The 16,545-nt window shown below is 70.7% G+C and carries 18 protein-coding genes; 13 read left to right on the top strand and 5 right to left on the bottom strand.

Annotated elements, in window-relative coordinates:
- Positions 1-150: 150 nt before the first annotated feature.
- Positions 151-579 (bottom strand): Lrp/AsnC family transcriptional regulator, encoded by a 429-nt coding sequence (locus FPT20_RS11300; RefSeq protein WP_158865323.1) that lies wholly within the window; start codon positions 577-579, stop codon positions 151-153.
- Between the two features lie 128 nt (positions 580-707).
- Between FPT20_RS11300 and FPT20_RS11295 the strand changes: the two genes are divergently transcribed.
- From FPT20_RS11295 to FPT20_RS11280, 5 genes are read left to right on the top strand one after another with little or no spacing between them, the layout of a single operon-like run.
- Positions 708-1,799, top strand: coding sequence for a thiamine pyrophosphate-dependent dehydrogenase E1 component subunit alpha (locus tag FPT20_RS11295; RefSeq protein WP_158865321.1), 1,092 nt, complete (start codon positions 708-710; stop codon positions 1,797-1,799).
- Positions 1,796-2,821, top strand: a complete 1,026-nt coding sequence (locus FPT20_RS11290) for an alpha-ketoacid dehydrogenase subunit beta (RefSeq protein WP_158865319.1) — start codon at positions 1,796-1,798, stop codon at positions 2,819-2,821. Before FPT20_RS11295 ends, FPT20_RS11290 begins: the two co-directional genes overlap by 4 nt.
- Positions 2,818-4,188 (top strand): dihydrolipoamide acetyltransferase family protein, encoded by a 1,371-nt coding sequence (locus FPT20_RS11285; RefSeq protein WP_158865317.1) that lies wholly within the window; start codon positions 2,818-2,820, stop codon positions 4,186-4,188. Before FPT20_RS11290 ends, FPT20_RS11285 begins: the two co-directional genes overlap by 4 nt.
- Positions 4,189-4,234: 46 nt before the next feature.
- Positions 4,235-4,357: a hypothetical protein gene (locus FPT20_RS18120; RefSeq protein WP_267902721.1), complete on the top strand. Its 123-nt coding sequence runs from the start codon at positions 4,235-4,237 to the stop codon at positions 4,355-4,357.
- A 37-nt stretch (positions 4,358-4,394) separates the two neighbouring features.
- A complete protein-coding gene (locus FPT20_RS11280) occupies positions 4,395-5,351 on the top strand; it encodes a DMT family transporter (RefSeq protein WP_158865315.1) in 957 nt (318 codons plus the stop codon).
- Here the strand turns inward: FPT20_RS11280 and FPT20_RS11275 are convergent.
- Together FPT20_RS11275 and msrB are read right to left on the bottom strand one after the other, a co-directional pair.
- Complete coding sequence (locus tag FPT20_RS11275; protein WP_158865313.1) at positions 5,335-5,886, bottom strand: nitroreductase family protein; 552 nt, start codon at positions 5,884-5,886, stop codon at positions 5,335-5,337. The two genes, FPT20_RS11280 and FPT20_RS11275, sit on opposite strands and share 17 nt — an antisense overlap.
- Positions 5,883-6,284, bottom strand: a complete 402-nt coding sequence (msrB, locus tag FPT20_RS11270) for a peptide-methionine (R)-S-oxide reductase MsrB (RefSeq protein WP_158868090.1) — start codon at positions 6,282-6,284, stop codon at positions 5,883-5,885. Before msrB ends, FPT20_RS11275 begins: the two co-directional genes overlap by 4 nt.
- Before the next feature lie 182 nt (positions 6,285-6,466).
- On the opposite strand from msrB, the gene FPT20_RS11265 reads away from it, so the two are divergent.
- The 5 genes from FPT20_RS11265 (at position 6,467) to FPT20_RS18115 (ending at position 10,880) form a co-directional block, all read left to right on the top strand.
- Positions 6,467-6,766 (top strand): DUF3263 domain-containing protein, encoded by a 300-nt coding sequence (locus FPT20_RS11265; protein ID WP_158865311.1) that lies wholly within the window; start codon positions 6,467-6,469, stop codon positions 6,764-6,766.
- 23 nt (positions 6,767-6,789) lie between these two features.
- A complete protein-coding gene (locus tag FPT20_RS11260; protein WP_158865309.1) occupies positions 6,790-7,347 on the top strand; it encodes a LytR C-terminal domain-containing protein in 558 nt (185 codons plus the stop codon).
- Between the two features lie 158 nt (positions 7,348-7,505).
- Positions 7,506-7,709 carry a cold-shock protein gene (locus tag FPT20_RS11255; protein WP_158865307.1) on the top strand — a complete coding sequence of 68 codons (204 nt, stop codon included), beginning with the start codon at positions 7,506-7,508 and terminating at the stop codon, positions 7,707-7,709.
- Positions 7,710-7,891: 182 nt separating this feature from the next.
- The gene (gene groL, locus FPT20_RS11250; protein ID WP_158865305.1) at positions 7,892-9,511 is read left to right on the top strand and encodes a chaperonin GroEL; all 1,620 of its coding nucleotides are present in this window, start codon (positions 7,892-7,894) and stop codon (positions 9,509-9,511) included.
- 193 nt (positions 9,512-9,704) lie between these two features.
- A complete protein-coding gene (locus FPT20_RS18115) occupies positions 9,705-10,880 on the top strand; it encodes a hypothetical protein (RefSeq protein ID WP_158865303.1) in 1,176 nt (391 codons plus the stop codon).
- Positions 10,881-10,911: 31 nt separating this feature from the next.
- Here the strand turns inward: FPT20_RS18115 and FPT20_RS11240 are convergent, their stop codons facing one another.
- Positions 10,912-12,633 carry a sensor histidine kinase gene (locus FPT20_RS11240; protein ID WP_158865301.1) on the bottom strand — a complete coding sequence of 574 codons (1,722 nt, stop codon included), beginning with the start codon at positions 12,631-12,633 and terminating at the stop codon, positions 10,912-10,914.
- A gap of 51 nt (positions 12,634-12,684) precedes the next feature.
- Positions 12,685-13,377, bottom strand: coding sequence for a response regulator transcription factor (locus FPT20_RS11235; protein ID WP_158865299.1), 693 nt, complete (start codon positions 13,375-13,377; stop codon positions 12,685-12,687).
- 104 nt (positions 13,378-13,481) lie between these two features.
- Between FPT20_RS11235 and FPT20_RS11230 the strand changes: the two genes are divergently transcribed.
- From FPT20_RS11230 to FPT20_RS11220, 3 genes are read left to right on the top strand one after another with little or no spacing between them, the layout of a single operon-like run.
- Positions 13,482-14,702: an NAD(P)/FAD-dependent oxidoreductase gene (locus FPT20_RS11230; protein WP_158865297.1), complete on the top strand. Its 1,221-nt coding sequence runs from the start codon at positions 13,482-13,484 to the stop codon at positions 14,700-14,702.
- The gene (folP, locus tag FPT20_RS11225) at positions 14,689-15,600 is read left to right on the top strand and encodes a dihydropteroate synthase (protein ID WP_158865294.1); all 912 of its coding nucleotides are present in this window, start codon (positions 14,689-14,691) and stop codon (positions 15,598-15,600) included. Before FPT20_RS11230 ends, folP begins: the two co-directional genes overlap by 14 nt.
- On the top strand, positions 15,593-16,354 hold the full coding sequence (locus tag FPT20_RS11220; RefSeq protein ID WP_158865292.1) for a pyrimidine reductase family protein: 762 nt from the start codon (positions 15,593-15,595) through the stop codon (positions 16,352-16,354). The genes folP and FPT20_RS11220 overlap by 8 nt, the downstream gene beginning before the upstream one ends.
- Positions 16,355-16,545 lie beyond the last annotated feature (191 nt).

Raw genomic sequence — 16,545 nt, 5'->3', positions numbered from 1 at the left:
TCGCAGACCCGCCCGCCCGGGGCAAGCCGGGGCGGCCGGCCCCTCCCTCCCTCCCATCGAGGTGCTCGCACATGTCGCCGACACGCCGGGCCGCGGCGCATCTACGAGCACCTCGGCGCGGGCATGCGGCGGCAGCGCCCGCAGGCCGCCTCACCGCTGGTCGTGGTCCTCGAACACGAGCGACGTCTTCGTGTCGCGCACGGACGGGATGCTCGTCAGCTCTTCGAGCACGACCCGCCGCAGGTCCTCGTTGTCGCGGGCCCGCACGAGGAGGATCACGTCGAAGTCGCCTCCGACGAGAGCGAAGTGCTCGACCTCCGGGATCTCGCGCAGCCGGTCCCGCAGCTCGTGCCAGGCCGCCTGCTCGACGCGCATCGTGACATACGCCGACGATCCGCGCCCGGACAGCCGCGGGTCGACCTTGGCCGTGAACCCCGTGATGACGCCGTCGTCGACGAGCCGGGCGACCCGTGCGTAGGCGTTCGCGCGCGACACGTGCGCCGCCTCCGCGACGGCCGTGATGGAGGCGCGCCCATCGGCGCGCAGAGCGTCCAGAATGCGGGCATCGATCTCGTCCATGGTGCTAGACAGTCTGACACCCAATTGGGCATGGAAGATGCATTCCGTCTCAAAAACCACGGACCCATAGCGCCGGAGGTCCACCGAAGTCATCCTGGGAGGCAGCGACGTCTTTCAAAGGAGAAGAGATGAACGCCGACGACCTGCTGCCGGGCGACACCCCGCTGCGGCTCATCGACGAGACGGGCGCGCCCGACCCCGGCGCGGCCGCCGTCTTCCCGTCCGACCGGTTCCCGTCCGCGGGGATGCTGCGCGAGGGCTACCGCCTCCTCGTGCTCGGCCGGCGACTCAACGACCAGGCCGATGCGCTGGTACGCCAGGGGCGGCTCGCCGTCTACCCGTCGTCGCACGGGCAGGAGGCGTGCGAGGTCGCCGCGGCCATGGTGCTCGGCGACGACGACTGGCTCTTCCCGACCTACCGCGACACGGTGTCCGTCATCGCACGTGGCGTCGACCCCTACGAGGCGTTCGTGCTCTTGCGCGGCGACTGGCACTCCGGGTACGACCCGCGCGAGCACAACGTCGCGCCCCAAGCCACCCCGCTCGCCACGCAGCTGCTGCACGCCGTCGGCTTCGCTCACGCAGCGCGTCTCCGCGGCGAGGAGACCGTCGTGCTCGCGATGTGCGGCGACGGCGCCACTAGCGAGGGCGATTTCCACGAGGCCCTCAACTTCGCCGCCGTGTTCCACCTGCCGGTGGTCTTCCTCGTCCAGAACAACGGCTATGCCATCTCCGTGCCGCTCAGCCGCCAGACCGCAGCACCCAGCCTCGCGCACAAGGGCGTCGGCTACGGCATGCGCGGGCGGCTCGTCGACGGCAACGACCTGGCGGCTCTGCTCGCGGTCCTCGGCGAGGCCGTCAAGGAGGCGCGCGAGGGCGGCGGCCCCACGCTCGTCGAGGCCCGCACCTACCGCATGAAGTCGCACACGAACGCGGACGACGCCTCCCGCTATCGGAAGCAGGAGGAGGTGGAGGCGTGGGTCCCGCGCGACCCGCTGGTGCGCCTCCGCGCGTGGCTCACCGCCGAGGGGGCGCTGTCGGACGGCGATGACGTCGAATTCCACGCCCAGGCCGAGCGCGTCGCCTCCGGCCTGCGCGAGGCGATCAGCGCCGAGACGGACGCGGACCCGGCGCAGCTGTTCGAGTACGTGTACGCGACGCCCACGCCGCAGTTGCGCGAGCAGGCGCAGCAGCTCGCCGCCGAGGAGGCCGCACGATGACGCTCACCCACGACGCGCCCGCCGACCGCGCGGCGGACGCCCCCGTTACCATGACGATGGCCCAGGCCCTCAACCGGGCTCTCGCCGACTCGCTCGCCGCCGATCCGTCGGTCCTCATCTTCGGGGAGGACGTCGGAACCCTCGGCGGCGTGTTCCGCATCACCGACAAGCTGGCCGAGCGCTTCGGCGAGAGCCGCTGCTTCGACACCCCGCTCGCGGAGGCCGGCATCGTCGGCACCGCCGTCGGCATGGCCATGAACGGGATGCGCCCCGTCGTTGAGATGCAGTTCGACGCCTTCGCGTACCCGGCGTTCGAGCAGATCGTCGACCACGTGGCCAAGATGGGCAACCGCACTCGCGGGGCCGTGCGCCTCCCCCTGGTGATCCGCATCCCGTACGCGGGCGGCATCGGAGGGGTCGAGCACCACTCCGACTCGTCCGAGGCGTACTACGTGCACACGCCGGGGCTCACCGTCGTGTCGCCCGCGACCCCGCAGGATGCCTACGGCCTCCTCCATGCCGCCATCGCCCACCCCGACCCGGTCGTCTTCCTCGAGCCGAAGAAGCTGTACTGGTCCACCGGCGAGGTCGACCTCCGCGCACCGCTGCCCGAGATCGGCAAGGCGCGCATCGCCCGCGAGGGCACCGACGCGACGCTCATCGCGTACGGCCCGTCGGTCCCGGTGGCGCTCGCCGCGGCCGAGGCGGCCGAACAGGAGGGACGGAGCCTGGGCGTCATCGACCTCCGCAGCCTCGTCCCCTTCGACGACGAGACCGTGTGCGCGGTCGTCCGTTCCACGGGCCGCGCCGTGGTCGTCGCCGAGGCGCCCGGGTTCGCGAGCATGGCCTCCGAGATCGTGGCGCGCGTGTCGGAGCGCTGCTTCCATTACCTGGAGGCGCCGGTCCGCCGCGTGACCGGGTTCGACACCCCCTTCGCCCCGCCGAAGCTCGAGAAGTACTACCTTCCGGACGTCGACCGCGTGCTCGACGCCGTCGACTCCCTCCAGTGGGAGGACGCATGAGCCCGCGCGTGTTCGCCCTGCCCGACCTGGGGGAGGGGCTGACCGACGCCGAGCTGGTCCGCTGGCTCGTCGCGGTCGGCGACGAGGTGCGGATCGACCAGCCCGTCGCCGAGGTCGAGACCGCAAAATCGATCGTGGAGGTGCCGTCGCCGTTCGCCGGGACGGTCGCCGCGCTGCACGGTGCCGAGGGCGAGACGATCATGGTGGGTGCGCCGCTCATCGAGGTCATGGAGGAGGCGCGCGAGAGCGTGCCCGCGGAATCCGCCTCGGAGAAGTCCGCCTCGGGACAGGTGCTCGTCGGTTACGGGACGACCGAGCTGGCCGGACGCCGGCGCGCTCGCGGGGCCGCCGTGGCCGCCGCCGGGCCGCGGGCGACCGTGCCGCAGTCGGCGCCTCAGGCCAGCGGGCAAGCGCCGGCCGCGCCGAACACCGCCCGCGTCCTCCCCGTCATATCCCCGGTCGTACGTTCGCTGGCAAGGTCGCACGGAGTGGACCTCGCGTCCGTCCGCCCCACCGGTCCCGGGGGCGTGATCACCCGGCGCGACGTGGAGGCCGTCTTCGCCTCCACCTCCACTGCCCTCACTCGCGAGCCCGCTCGCGCCGTCACCTCGACTCCGGAGCCTGCGCCCGCCAGCGCCTCCACCACCGACTCCCGCACCGGCCTGCGGATTGCCGCGACGACGCCGTTCAACCGGCTCCGGCGGACGGTGGCCGAGACGATGACGCGCAGCCGGTCGGAGATCCCCGAGGCGACGGTCTGGGTCGACGTCGACGCGACCGAGCTGTGGGAGTCGCGCCGCCGCCTCGCGTCAGGTGCCGGGCGCGCCCCCTCCCTGCTGGCGTTCATCGGGAGGTTCGCCCTCGCCGCGCTCGCCCGCCACCCGGAACTCGCCGGCCGCGTCACCCCGGACGGACTCGGCCTCGAGACGTTCGAGGGCGTCAACCTGGGCTTCGCCGCCGACACCGAGCGCGGGCTGATGGTCCCGGTGGTCCGCCGGGCCGACCGCCTCTCGATCCGCGAGCTCGACGCCGAGCTGTCGCGCCTCACGGAGGCGGTCCGCTCCGGTTCCCTGCCTCCCTCCGACCTCACCGGCTCGACGTTCACGATCAACAACTACGGCAGCCTCGGGGTCGACGGCAGCGCCGCGATCATCAACCATCCGGAGGTCGCGATCCTCGGCATCGGGCGCATGATCGAACGGCCGTGGGTCGTCGACGGGGGCATCGTTCCGCGCCGCATCGCGCAGCTCTCGCTCGTGTTCGATCACCGGGTGACCGACGGGGGCGTCGCGGCCGGGTTCCTCCGGGAGGTGGCCGACGCCGTGGAGTCCCCGCTGGCGGTCCTCGCCGACGCGAAGCCGGCCTGAGCCGCACTCACTGGCGGTGTCCGGGGCCGTGAGTAGGGTGTCTGGCATGAGCGACAAGAAGAACGACGACGACCACGACCTCACCGTGGAAAAAGAGGTCGCGCCCGAGGAGAACATCGACTGGCTGCCCCAGCCCGAGCCGACCGACGGGGAGGCGCCGGCCCCCTGAACCGGACCGGCATGCGCCCTCGCCTAGGCTTGAACGAGTGAGCGCTCGTCCCTTCCCCGTCTGGCTGGCCCTCATCGTCGCCGTCTTCTGCGGGGCCGGGATCGCCCTGCAGTCACGGATCAACGGCGAGCTCGGCCGGAGGCTCGGCGACGGCTTCACCGCGGCAGCGATCTCGTTCGGGTCCGGGCTCGTGATCCTCACCGTCGCCCTGGCGGTCTCACCCGCCGGGAGGCGCGGGCTGTCCCGCGTGCGCATGGCGCTCGTCACGCGCGACCTGCGCTGGTGGTACGTCTGCGGCGGAGCAGCGGGCGCGTTCCTCGTGCTGTCGCAGGGCCTCGTCGCCGCGGCGCTCGGCGTCGCGCTCTTCACCGTCTCGGTCGTCGCCGGCCAGACGGTGAGCGGCCTGGTGCTCGACCGCATCGGCATCGGCCCGGGCGGCCGGCGGCCGCTCACACCGGCCCGGGTGATCGGTGCGATCATCGCGCTGGCCGCCGTCGTCTGGGCGGTCTCCGCGCAGTTCGGGGGCAGCGTCCCGGTGTGGATGATGATCCTCCCGCTCCTCGCCGGTCTCGGCCTCGGCTGGCAGCAGGCCGTCAACGGGCAGGTGCGGGCGCGCGCCGAGAGCGCTCTGACCGCGACGGTCATCAACTTCGCCGTCGGGACCGTCGTGCTCGTCGTGCTGATGCTCGTGCACTGGGCGTTCGCCGGCCTCCCGAAGCCGCTGCCCACCGAGCTCTACCTGTATCTCGGCGGGGCGATCGGTTGCGTGTTCATCGCGGCGGCCGCCGTCCTCGTCCGGGTCACCGGCGTCCTGCTGCTCGGCCTGGCTACCGTCGCCGGGCAGCTCGTCGCCGCGCTCCTCCTCGATCTGCTCCTCCCGACCTCCGGAAGCGAGGTGGCCTTCTCGACCGTCGGGGGAACGGCTCTCGCGCTCGTCGCCGTCGCAACGGCGAGCATGCGGTGGGGCGGGCGGAGCGTCAGTCGAGCACGCTGAGGAACCGCGCAGCGTCCACCGTCTTGCGGTGGCCCTCCCGGCTGTCCTCGGGCACACCGCCGACGTAGAGCCAGCCGAGCAGCCGCTCGTTGTCGGCCAGCCCGTGCATCCGATGCACCGCCTTCGACCGGGTCTGGTGCCCGCTCCGCCACATCACGCCCCAGCCTGCGTCATGGAGGAGCAGGCTCAGTACGTGGGCGACCCCGGAGGCGACCGCGTCCTGCTCCCATCCGGGAACCTTGTCGGACTTCGTCCGCACCGACACGATCGCGATCAGCAGGGACGAACGGAGAGGCTTCGCCGCCAGCTTGTCGGCCTCCTCCCCGGAGACGCCGGCGGCCTTGACGAACGCCGCACCTAGCCGCATTCGCGCTTCGCCGCGCAACTCGATGAGCCTCCACGGGTGCAGCGCGCTGTGGTCGGCCACGCGCCCGGCCGCGGCGACGAGGGGCAGAAGCTCCTCGTGGCTCGGGGCGTCCGCGGTGACGCGCGAGTACGAGCGCCTCGCGGCCACGCGGTCGGCGAGATCGCTCACGACTCGGGTGTGAAGTCGAGCGCGATCGAGTTCATGCAGTAGCGGTCGCCCGTCGGCGTCCCGAATCCGTCGGGGAAGACGTGCCCCAGGTGCGAACCGCAGTTCGCGCAGCGGACCTCGGTCCGGACCATGCCGAGGCTGGTGTCCTCGATGAGCTCGACCGCCTCCGGCCGCACCGACTCGTAGAAGCTCGGCCAACCGCAGCCGCTGTCGAATTTCGTGCCCGACTTGAACAGTTCCGCACCGCACGCGGCGCACGTGTACAGGCCGGCACGGCTCTCGTCGAGCAGTTCACCGGTCCACGGGCGCTCGGTCGCGGCCTCGCGGAGCACCGCGTAGCGCTCCGGGCTGAGCTCCGTGCGCCACTCCTCGTCGGTCTTCGAGACCTTGTAGTCCATGCGATTCCTCTCGTCCATCGTCAACCCTAAACGGCCCTCCTGGGCGGACTGTTCCCACCGCCGTCCGGCGACGTGCCGCCGCCAAGCGGCGAACATCCAGCAGGCGCATCCTAGGATGAGGCGCGAGCGCGGGAGCGGCTGCCCAGCAGCGACCGGGCCGACGGAGACGGCGACGGAAGGCGGTGCTCGTGGCTCAAGCAGCACACGATCGCGGAGCCTCCGCCGGAGACGACGGCCTGAGCGAACGGGACGCCGCCATCCTCGCGTTCGAACGCCAGTGGTGGCGTCACGCCGGGGCGAAGGAGCAGGCCATCCGCGAGGAGTTCGGCCTGTCGGCAGCGCGGTACTATCAGCTCCTCGGAGCCCTGATCGACCGTCCCGCCGCGCTACGGCACGACCCCATGCTCGTGAAGCGGCTGCTCCGCCTCCGAGACACCCGACTGGCCGCACGCCGCTCGCGGACGCTCCCGTCCGGCGACTGACACCCACAAGGACCACCCCCACGATGGCAGAGAAGTTCCCCCGCGACCGGTTCGACGACATCCCCGGCGACCTGCAGCGCGTCGGAGCCCACCGGGCTCCGCGCCCCCGGGGCCGGGGCTGGATCGTCGTCGGCTGGGCGGCCCTCGCCGCAGCGGTGCTCATCGCCGCCGGCATCTTCGGCCTCTCGCTCGTGAACGGCAGCGTGAACTTCCACGGGGCGGCGGGCCCGTCGGCACCCGGCTCCACGGCCATCGGGCCGACTCCGACGCCGACCCCGACGATCGTGCCGACCGTCGACCCGAGCCTCACCGTCAACGTCCTCAACGGCACGACCACCGAGGGGCTCGCGGCGTCCGCCTCCGCGAAGCTGAAGGCGGCCGGCTGGAAGGTCGGGGCGCTCGCGAACGCCGATCAGACCAACATCGCGAAGACGACCGTGTACTACTCGGATCCCGCCAAGCAGGCCGCGGCGCTCGGGGCCGCTCAGAGCTTCCCGGGCGCGACCGTGGAGGAGAGCCAGGCCTTCGCGAACACCGGAGCCGATCTGACCGTCGTGGTCGGGAGCGACTTCAGCGGCTGACCCCGTTCCTCTTGTTTTGTTACGCGCGTGTTTAAGTTCCGCCGGAATTGGCGACGCATTGGGAAAAACACTGGCGTAACCACGTATTGCAAGCATTAGTATCGGGAGTCAACGCGCGGCGCTGGACCGTGCGAGCGACACAGCAATAGGAGTAATGCATGGCGAACGGAACCGTGAAGTGGTTCAACGCTGAGAAGGGCTACGGCTTCATCACCGTCGAAGGTGGGGGACAGGACGTTTTCGTTCATTACTCCGCGATTGACATGGCAGGTTACAAGGTTCTCGAAGAGGGCCAGCAGGTCGTATTCGAGGTCGGCACCGGGCAGAAGGGCCCGCAGGCCGAGTCGGTTCGGCTGGCCTAGCTTCAGCACGACACGCGAGAAGAGCGTCGCCCCACCAGGGGGCGGCGCTCTTCTCCGTTCGGTCCCGCCTCCCCTCGTCTTGCACTCTCCGGCCACGAGTGCCAGAATCGCTTTAGCACTCCATCTGATCGAGTGCTAATCATCGGAATCTTTCGCAGACGTCCGGGAGGGACGAGAAACACATGGCAAAGATCATCGCTTTCAACGAGGACGCCCGCCGCGGCCTCGAGCGCGGCCTCAACACCCTGGCCGACACGGTCAAGGTCACCCTGGGCCCGCGCGGTCGCAACGTCGTCCTCGAGAAGAAGTGGGGCGCCCCGACCATCACCAACGACGGCGTCTCCATCGCGAAGGAGATCGAGCTCGACGACCCGTACGAGAAGATCGGCGCGGAGCTCGTCAAGGAGGTCGCCAAGAAGACCGACGACGTCGCGGGCGACGGCACCACCACCGCGACCGTCCTCGCTCAGGCGCTCGTCAAGGAGGGCCTGCGCAACGTGGCTGCCGGGGCCGACCCGATCACCCTGAAGCGCGGCATCGAGAAGGCCGTCCAGGCCGTCACCGAGGAGCTCATCGCGAGCGCCAAGGAGGTCGAGACCAAGGAGGAGATCGCGGCCACCGCCTCCATCTCCGCCGGCGACACCACCATCGGCGAGATCATCGCCGAGGCGATCGACAAGGTCGGCAAGGAGGGCGTCGTCACCGTCGAGGAGTCGAACACCTTCGGCACCGAGCTCGAGCTGACCGAGGGCATGCGCTTCGACAAGGGCTTCCTGTCGCAGTACTTCGTCACCGACCAGGACCGCCAGGAGGCGGTGTTCGAGGACCCGTACATCCTCATCGCCAACCAGAAGATCTCCTCGATCAAGGACCTCCTCCCGATCGTCGACAAGGTGATCCAGGCGAACAAGCAGCTGCTGATCATCGCCGAGGACGTCGACGGCGAGGCCCTGGCCACGCTGATCGTCAACAAGATCCGCGGCATCTTCAAGTCCGTCGCCGTCAAGGCTCCGGGCTTCGGCGACCGCCGCAAGGCCATGCTGCAGGACATCGCCATCCTCACCGGTGGCCAGGTCATCTCCGAGGAGGTCGGCCTCAAGCTCGAGAACGTCACTCTCGACCTGCTCGGCCAGGCCCGCAAGGTCGTCATCACCAAGGACGAGACCACGATCGTCGAGGGCGCGGGCGACCCCGAGCAGATCGCCGGCCGCGTGCAGCAGATCCGCAACGAGATCGAGGCGACCGACAGCGACTACGACCGTGAGAAGCTCCAGGAGCGTCTCGCGAAGCTCGCCGGCGGCGTGGCCGTCATCAAGGCGGGCGCGGCCACCGAGGTCGAGCTCAAGGAGCGCAAGCACCGCATCGAGGACGCCGTCCGCAACGCGAAGGCCGCCGTCGAGGAGGGCATCGTCGCCGGTGGTGGCGTGGCCCTCATCCAGGCCGGCAAGACGGCGTTCGAGAAGCTGTCGCTCACGGGCGACGAGGCCACCGGCGCCAACATCGTCAAGGTCGCCATCGAGGCGCCGCTGAAGCAGATCGCGATCAACGCCGGTCTCGAGGCGGGCGTCGTGGTCGCGAAGGTCCGCGAGCTCCCCGTGGGTCATGGCCTCAACGCCGCGACCGGCGAGTACGTCGACATGCTGGCCTCCGGCATCAACGACCCGGTGAAGGTGACCCGTTCGGCGCTGCAGAACGCCGCGTCGATCGCCGGCCTCTTCCTCACCACCGAGGCCGTCGTCGCCGACAAGCCGGAGAAGAACGCTCCGGCCCCGGCCGACCCCACCGGCGGCATGGACTTCTGAGTCCCGCTCCGTAGCACTGCAGAGGGCGCCTCCCGTTCGGGAGGCGCCCTCTCGGCGTTCGCCCTCGCGCGTGCTCCTTGCGTCGAGGTGCTCGCAGGTGCGGTCCGCCCCGGCGTGTCGGCGACATGTACGAGCACCTCGACGGGAGGGAGGGCCCGATGTCGTAGTCTCGGTCCCAAGCTGGGAGGGACGCATGACACGCAAGCCGGTGGCCGCCGCATTCGGAGCCGCCCTCGCGCTCCTGCTGTCGGGCTGCGCGGCTCTCGGCTTCGGCGCCCCCAGCTCGTCGCCCTTGCCCACGAGCTCGGTCCCTCCCGCCAAACCCGCGATCGACTGCGCCTCGCTCACCACCGAGCAGGCCGTGACCACGCTCCTCGGCGGCCCCGCCGACCCCGAAGCGCAGCCCTGGTCCGCCCTCAGCGCGGCCGCGGCGCGCGGGCCCTTCGCCGTGATCGCGTCCGGGGGCGGTTGGTGCGGCTGGGGCCCCGACCCGGCGAGCCCCTCCGCCTCCGCGAGCAGCGCCTCACCAACGGCCGGAGCACCCGCGGCACCCCCCACGGCCACGCCTGGGGCCACCGCCTCCTCCAAAGCCGCCCTGGCCCCTCGTGGTGTCGCCGTCGCCGTGATCCCCGGGGCCGCCGACGCCTGGAAGCGCCTCGCCGCCGCTCACCCCGACGCGGCGACCGCCGGCGCCGACTACGACGGCGGGGTCTCCCTCGGAGGCGACTGCAGCGGCCCGAGCACCGCGGCCGCCGGCAACGAGTGCCACACCAACGTTCTCGTCGGAGGGTCCTGGGTCGCCGTCACTGCCTACGCGAGCGACCGGCTCGTCGTCGAGAAGAGCTTCCACGAGTTCGTCCAGTCCCTGATCCCGCAGATCACGCAGTTCGACAAGACGGCGAAAGTCGCGGCCACGGCCCCAACGCTGCCCTGCGCCGATCAGCCCTGGCTCGACAGCGTGCGGGACGCGCTCGGGCTCGACGCCGTCTCGAGCGAGGGCGCCGAGGAGTCCTTTCGCCAGACGGATGCCCTACTCACCGCCCGCGGCATGACGCTCTGCAACTACAGAGCCGGGACCGATGGTTCCGGGCGGCATGTGGGCACCCTCTCGGTGATCGCCGACGGCGCCCAGGCCTACGAGCAGTACCGCGCCGAGGTCGTGTCGCTGGACACGGAGGCGCATGCCGGCTCGATCACGGTCGGCGGGCAGCAGATCCCCACGCTGGCGCGGACCATCACCGCTCCCGGGATTCCGGACGCGACCGCCGTCGACGCCGTTGTCCACGGGGCGTGGATCGAGTTCACCGCGCCGGCCGCCGACGACGATTCCGTCGCCTCCTACGTCCAGTGGGTCGCCGGACGGCTCTGACCGGCCGCACCGACGGCTCGGACCGACCCGCTTACTGCCCCATGGGCTTCGGCGCCGCCGGCGACTCCGCCAGCGGGAGGGACACGCGGAACGTGGCGCCGCCTCCCGCCGTCTCGACCACGTCGACGGTGCCGTTGTGGGCCGCGACGATGGAGGAGACGATCGCCAGTCCGAGGCCGCTGCCGCCCGTCTCGCGAGCGCGGGAGGTGTCGGCCCGCCAGAAGCGCTGGAAGATCTTCTCGCGGATCTGCGGCGGGATGCCCTCGCCGTGGTCGCGCACTTCGATGATCGCGCGCTGCGCGCGGTGGTCGACCTGGACGGCGATCTCGATCGGGCTCCCGTCCGGCGTGTAGCGGAGGGCGTTGCCCATGAGGTTGGTGACGACCTGGCGGAGCTTGTTCTCCTCGGCGAGCACGATCGCGGGCTCGGCGGGCACGACCTGCGTGGCGAGCTGCACCTTCTCCTGCGTCGTGATCGCCAGGGTGTCGGTGGGCGTGCGCCGCGAGCGTCCTCGACGGAGGCGCGCCAGCGCCGATCCCGCGAACGCGATCGGGCCGGTCACGTTGCTCGCGCGTGCCCCAGCAACGTCCGGGACGGACATCGGCACGGTGTCGACGCCGAACTCGTCCGTCTCCGGCTCGGCCTCGGACGCGCCGGCCGTGGACGGCGTGGGCGGGATGACGGTCACCGTCCGGTTGGGGGCACCCGCCATGGCGTCCATCGCCGCGTCCTGCGCGATGCGCACGAGGTCGACCCGGTGCAGGTCGAGGGGCTTCGTCTCGTCGAGGCGGGCGAGCTCGAGGAGGTCCTCCACGAGGATGCCCATGCGGATCGCCTCCTTCTCGATGCGGTCCATCGCCTGGGCGACGTCTTCGGGCGTCTGCAGCGCGCCCATGCGGTACAGCTCGGCGTACCCGCGCAGCGAGACGAGCGGGGTCCGCAGCTCGTGGGAGGCGTCGCCCACGAACCGGCGCATCTGATCGATGGTCCGGGCGCGGTCGTTGAAGGCGCGATCGATCCGGTTGAGCATCGTGTTGAGCGAGCGGTTGAGGCGGCCGACCTCGGTGTTCGGGGTCGCGCCTCCGAGTCGCTGGCTGAAGTCGCCGTCCGCGATCGCGGCGGCCGTCGCCTCCACTTCGCGCAGCGGTGCGAACGTCGTGGTGACGAGCATCCGTGTCAGGCCCGCGCCGACGATGATGACGATCACGCCGAAGCCGAGGAAGATCGCGAGGAAGCTCGCCAGGATCGTGTCGATCTGCGATGTGGTCGTCGCGACGATCGCGGTGGCGAGCTCGCCCGTGCCCTCGAAGGTCTGTGTCGTCTGGAGGGCGCGGTACGTGGTCCGGCCGTCGTTGCTCGGGAGGGAGAACCCGCCGAGCGGCATCGCCTTCGCCTCCGCGAGCGACAGATGGGTGGGGATTGCCGGCCGGTGCGACTTCGGGATGTTGGTCCAGTTCGTCTTCACCAGGTTGCCGCTCGAGTCGTAGAGCGCGGCGAAGTAGTCCGAGGGGCTCGAGTCGGCGGCGATGTGCTCCTTGTCGATGCTCGTCCCGAACAGGTAGGTGTTCAGATAGGAGGCGCTCGACGCCGCCGACAGCTGCGCGTCCAGCTGGTCGATCAGCACCGGCTTAAGCATCGACATCGTGCCGATGCCCGTCACGAGCAGCCCGAGCGTCAGCATGAGAACGGTGACCCCGGTGATCTTGGTGCGCAGGGAGATCGCGTTCCAGCGGTCGAGCAGTCGTGAGTGCATCAGGCCGTCAGTCTAAGCAGGGGAGGCTGTGGCGGGCATGTGCGCCCGCTCTCAGACCTTGGCTGCTTTGAGCATGTAGCCGAATCCGCGCTTCGTCTGGATGAGCGGCTCGCTCGAGTGCGCGTCGACCTTGCGGCGCAGGTAGGAGATGTAGGACTCGACGATGCCCGCGTCGCCGTTGAAGTCGTACTCCCACACGTGGTCGAGGATCTGGGCCTTAGACAGCACGCGGTTGGGGTTGAGCATGAGGTAGCGCAGCAGCTTGAACTCGGTCGGGCTTAGCTCGATGGGCGTCTCGCCGACGAACACCTCGTGGGTGTCCTGGTCCATCGTGAGCTCGCCGGCGCGGATGACGGCGTCCTCGTCGGCCTGCATGGTTCGGCGCAGGATCGCCTTGATGCGGGCGACGATCTCGTCGAGGCTGAACGGCTTGGTCACGTAGTCGTCGCCGCCGACGGTGAGGCCGGTGATCTTGTCCTCCGTGTCGTCCTTAGCCGTGAGGAACAGGATGGGAGCGGTGTAGCCCGCCCCGCGAAGCCGCTTGGTGACGCCGAAGCCGTTCATGTCCGGCAGCATGACGTCGAGGATGATGAGGTCGGGCTCCTCTTCGAGGACCGCGGAGATGGCCTGGGCGCCGTTGCCCACCGCGCGCACGGCGAAGCCGGCGAAACGGAGGCTGGTGGTGAGCAGATCGCGGATGTTCGGCTCGTCGTCGACGATGAGAATGCGGGGTCCTGCGTTCATGCGAAATATTATCTGCGCGTCTGCTGGGTTCTACCTGTGAGCCCTCGGTGCGCGGCGGGTGTGCGGGTCTGGCGCAGACAGTGTGAACAGTGGATGCTGAAAGCATGAGCAACCCGACTGTGGTGATCGCCGGTGCCGGCCTGGCCGGAGCGACGACGGCGATCGAGCTGCGGGAGCGCGGTTACGAGGGCCGCATCCTCCTGCTCGGAGCCGAAGAGCACCACCCGTACATCCGACCGCCGCTCTCGAAGGAGTACCTCACCGGCAAGGCCGAGTTCGAGGATGCCTACGTCAAGCCCGCCGACTGGTACACCGAGAACTCGGTCGAGTTCCTCCCGGGGGAAGAGGCCGGCTCCTTCGACCCCGGGGCGCACGAGTTGTTCCTCCACAGCGGCGCGCGCATCACGTACGACAGCCTCGTGCTCGCCACGGGTGCCAGCGCGCGCCCGCTGGGTGTCCCGGGCAGCGGGCACGGCGCCGTCTTCGCACTCCGGACCGTCGAGGACAGTCGCTGGCTGCGCACGGCGCTCGAAGTCGGCGGGAGGCGCGTGGTCGTCGTCGGCAGCGGCTGGATCGGCATGGAGACGGCTGCGGCCGCCCGCGGGTACGGCAACGACGTCACGGTCGTCGGGCGCTCGTCGATTCCGCTCGGGAACGTGCTCGGCCGCGAGCTGGGCGACGTGTTCGAGAAGCTGCACCGCGACAACGGCGTGGCGTTCCACAACGGCACGCACGCGGTAGCCGTCGACGGCGGCGAGGAGCAGGCGGTCGTCCTCGCGTCGGGGGAACGCCTCCCGGCGGACGTGGTCGTCGCGGGCGTCGGTGCCGCGCCGAACACCCAGGTGGCCGAGCGGTCGGGTGCCCGCATCTCCAACGGCGTGCTGACGGACAAGAGCATGCGGACGAGCATCGAGGATGTCTACGCCGTCGGCGATGTCGCCAACCCGTTCCTCCCCGCCATCGGGAGGCACCTGCGCAACGAGCACTGGGCCAACGCCATCGCGGGCGGGACGGTCGCCGCGCGGGCGATCCTCCGCGAGCGGGCGAGCTACGACGACATCCCGTACTTCTACTCCGACCAATACGATCTCGGCATGGAGTATTCGGGCTACGCGCCGCTGGCGGCAGGGGCTGAGGTCGTGTTCCGCGGCGACGTCGAGAAGCGGGAGTTCATCGCCTTCTGGACACGCGGCGGCCGCGTCGTCGCGGGCATGAACGTCAACGTTTGGGACCTGCAGGACGACATCCAGCGCCTGATCCGCTCCGGCGAGCGGATCGACGCCGACCGCCTCCGAGACGAGAGCGTCGACCTTGCCGCGCTTTGAGCCGTACCTGCCGCCGCTGCGCGTGCCGGTGCGACGCATCGGCGCGCGAACCTTCGACTTCTCGCGGCGCGTCGCGGTGATGGCCGTCGTCAACCGGACGCCCGACTCCTTCTTCGATCAGGGACGCACCTATGCGTTCGACAAGGCCGTCGATGCGTGCTTCGAGGCCGTCTCGCTGGGCGCGGACTGGGTCGACATCGGAGGCGCGCCCTTCGCGCCCGGGGACCCCATCCCGGTCGAGGAGGAGCTCGAGCGCGTGGTCCCCGTGGTGCGAGCGCTGCGGGAGGGGTCCGACGTCGTCATCTCCGTCGACACCTTCCAGTCGGAGGTGGCGCGCCGCGCGATCGAGGCCGGAGCGACCGTCATCAATGACACGACGGGCCTCAGCGACCCGCTGCTCGCCCCGGTCGTCGCCGACAGCGAGGCGACGCTCGTGATCACGCACAGCCTCGCCGCGCCCCGCACCGTCTTCCCGAGGCCGCAGTACGACGACGTGGTGAAGGACGTCGCCCGGTTCCTCGTCGAGCGCGTCGACCGCGCCCTCGCGGCGGGCATCCCGGAGGAGCGGATCATCATCGACCCGGGCCACGACCTGAACAAGAATACGCTCCACTCGCTCGAGCTCACGCGGAGGCTCCCCGAACTGGCCGCCCTCGGCTTCCCGGTGCTCGCCGCCGTCTCGAACAAGGACTTCATCGGCGAGACCCTCGATGCCCCGCGATCCGAGCGCCTGGAGGGGTCGATCGCCGCCGCGGTGGTGAGCATCGTCAACGGGGCGCGCATCATCCGCATGCACGACGTGCGCGCGTCGGTCGCGGCGACGCGGATGACGGAGGCGATCCTCGGGCTGCGCGAGCCGGCATATCTGAAGCACAACATGGGGGACGTGAATGAGTGAGGCCGGCGGCCCGGCGATCCACCGGCTGGCGCCGATCCCGTCGCAGGAGGGGCTGAGCGACGACGAGATCGTCGCCCTGTACTCCGAGGGCGTGGGCGACCAGTGGCTTCGCGTCAACTTCATCAGCAGCCTGGACGGCGCCGCCACGCACAACGGCCTCTCCGGCGGCCTGGCGGACCCGGCCGACCACCGCGTCTTCGACCTGCTCCGCAGGCTCTGCGACGTGGTGCTCGTCGGCGCCGGCACGGTCCGCGCCGAGGGCTACGGCCCGATGCGGGTCGACCGCCGCTCGCAGGAGGCGCGCAGCGACGACGGCATGACCGCGCACCCTGTCTTCGCGATCGTGTCCGCGAGCCTCGACCTCGACCCGCGCGGCCCGATCTTCGCAGAAGCCCCCGAGCGGCCGGTCGTCCTGACGACGGAGCTGGCGCGCGCCGAGTCGCGCGAGGCGCTGTCGGAGGTGGCCGACGTCGTCGTCTGCGGCCGCGAACGGGTCCAGGCGGAAGCCGGCCTCGCCGCGCTCCGCGAACGCGGCCTCAACCGCATCCACTGCGAAGGCGGACCCCACCTGTTCGCCGACCTCATCGCCGCCCGGGCCGTCGACGAGCTGTGCCTGACGATCAACCCGCGGCTCGAAGCGGGAAGCGCCTCCCGCATCGCCACCGGCGCCGCCCCGATCGTGCCTCCCCGGATGCGGCTCGGGCACGTGCTCGCCGGGGGCGACACGCTGCTGCTGCGGTACGTGCGGGGGTAGAGGCGCGCTGTGCGCCTCCGCTTCGCGTTGGTGCCTTCATTCGTGCCGAATGTGCCTCTGAGGGCCTCGCTAGCCCATATTCGGCACGAATCTCGCAAGCGCGCCGCCCGACATTCGGCACGAATGAGGGTGGGAGGCGGTGATTACGCGACATTCGGCACGAGTGCTGCCGAGGCGGCGCAGCGGAGCAG

The sequence above is a fragment of the Leifsonia sp. AG29 genome (assembly GCF_009765225.1).
GTDB lineage: Bacteria > Actinomycetota > Actinomycetes > Actinomycetales > Microbacteriaceae > Leifsonia.
Note: the sequence above shows the minus strand (reverse complement) of the source record. Positions and strands in the feature narration are given on the sequence as shown.